1 tRNA gene and 2 rRNA genes are annotated in these 1976 nt (G+C 49.9%); all 3 read left to right on the plus strand.

Features of this window, described 5'->3' with window-relative positions:
• The first annotated feature begins 10 nt into the window (after positions 1-10).
• Positions 11-1458 (plus strand): 16S ribosomal RNA (locus IRQ95_RS21880).
• 37 nt (positions 1459-1495) lie between these two features.
• Positions 1496-1571, plus strand: a tRNA-Ala gene (locus tag IRQ95_RS21885).
• A 294-nt stretch (positions 1572-1865) separates the two neighbouring features.
• Positions 1866-1976, plus strand: a 23S ribosomal RNA gene (locus tag IRQ95_RS21890); the annotation flags it as partial.

Below are 1976 nucleotides of genomic sequence, written 5' to 3' on the forward strand. Positions count from 1 at the left end.
AAAAAACTTTAAATTGAAGAGTTTGATCATGGCTCAGATTGAACGCTGGCGGCAGGCCTAACACATGCAAGTCGAGCGGCAGCGACAACATTGAACCTTCGGGGGATTTGTTGGGCGGCGAGCGGCGGACGGGTGAGTAATGCCTAGGAAATTGCCCTGATGTGGGGGATAACCATTGGAAACGATGGCTAATACCGCATGATGCCTACGGGCCAAAGAGGGGGACCTTCGGGCCTCTCGCGTCAGGATATGCCTAGGTGGGATTAGCTAGTTGGTGAGGTAAGGGCTCACCAAGGCGACGATCCCTAGCTGGTCTGAGAGGATGATCAGCCACACTGGAACTGAGACACGGTCCAGACTCCTACGGGAGGCAGCAGTGGGGAATATTGCACAATGGGCGCAAGCCTGATGCAGCCATGCCGCGTGTATGAAGAAGGCCTTCGGGTTGTAAAGTACTTTCAGTCGTGAGGAAGGCATTAGGTGGTTAGTTAAGTCAGATGTGAAAGCCCGGGGCTCAACCTCGGAATTGCATTTGAAACTGGCTGACTAGAGTACTGTAGAGGGGGGTAGAATTTCAGGTGTAGCGGTGAAATGCGTAGAGATCTGAAGGAATACCGGTGGCGAAGGCGGCCCCCTGGACAGATACTGACACTCAGATGCGAAAGCGTGGGGAGCAAACAGGATTAGATACCCTGGTAGTCCACGCCGTAAACGATGTCTACTTGGAGGTTGTGGCCTTGAGCCGTGGCTTTCGGAGCTAACGCGTTAAGTAGACCGCCTGGGGAGTACGGTCGCAAGATTAAAACTCAAATGAATTGACGGGGGCCCGCACAAGCGGTGGAGCATGTGGTTTAATTCGATGCAACGCGAAGAACCTTACCTACTCTTGACATCCATAGAACTTAGCAGAGATGCTTTGGTGCCTTCGGGAACTATGAGACAGGTGCTGCATGGCTGTCGTCAGCTCGTGTTGTGAAATGTTGGGTTAAGTCCCGCAACGAGCGCAACCCTTATCCTTGTTTGCCAGCGAGTAATGTCGGGAACTCCAGGGAGACTGCCGGTGATAAACCGGAGGAAGGTGGGGACGACGTCAAGTCATCATGGCCCTTACGAGTAGGGCTACACACGTGCTACAATGGCGCATACAGAGGGCTGCCAACCAGCGATGGTGAGCGAATCCCAAAAAGTGCGTCGTAGTCCGGATTGGAGTCTGCAACTCGACTCCATGAAGTCGGAATCGCTAGTAATCGTAGATCAGAATGCTACGGTGAATACGTTCCCGGGCCTTGTACACACCGCCCGTCACACCATGGGAGTGGGCTGCAAAAGAAGTGGGTAGTTTAACCTTGATGGTTTATAAAGTTTAAGAGACGATACTGGGTCTGTAGCTCAGGTGGTTAGAGCGTTCGCCTGATAAGCGAGAGGTCGGTGGTTCGAGTCCACTCAGACCCACCAATTCCCTTCCCAAGGAATTGGCACACAGTATCACACTGATGGGGCTATAGCTCAGCTGGGAGAGCGCCTGCCTTGCACGCAGGAGGTCTGCGGTTCGATCCCGCATAGCTCCACCATCTTTAAACGCATTCGCAAGAGTGTTTTTAGAAATGGTTTCGAAAGAAACATTGCTCTTTAACAATTTGGAAAGCTGACAAAACAACAATTTATTGTTGTTTGTAAAGTTCTCAAAGTATTCAATTTATTGAATACACAAAAACACATTCAAGTGTTCTTGGGTTTTGTCTACTGTTTTAAGTAAGCAAAACATATTTGAGTCCGGCAAAATCGAAAGCTATCTCGCTCATTCAAATAATGAGATAGCAACTTTGGTGATTTGATTATCAAYTCGAAACTCCTTCGGGTTGTATGGTTAAGTGACTAAGCGTACACGGTGGATGCCTTGGCAGTCAGAGGCGATGAAAGACGTAGTAACTTGCGATAAGCCCAGATTAGGTAGTAACAACCATTTGAGTCTGGGA

Source organism: Vibrio fluminensis, from assembly GCF_015278125.1.
Taxonomy (GTDB): Bacteria; Pseudomonadota; Gammaproteobacteria; order Enterobacterales; family Vibrionaceae; genus Vibrio; species Vibrio fluminensis.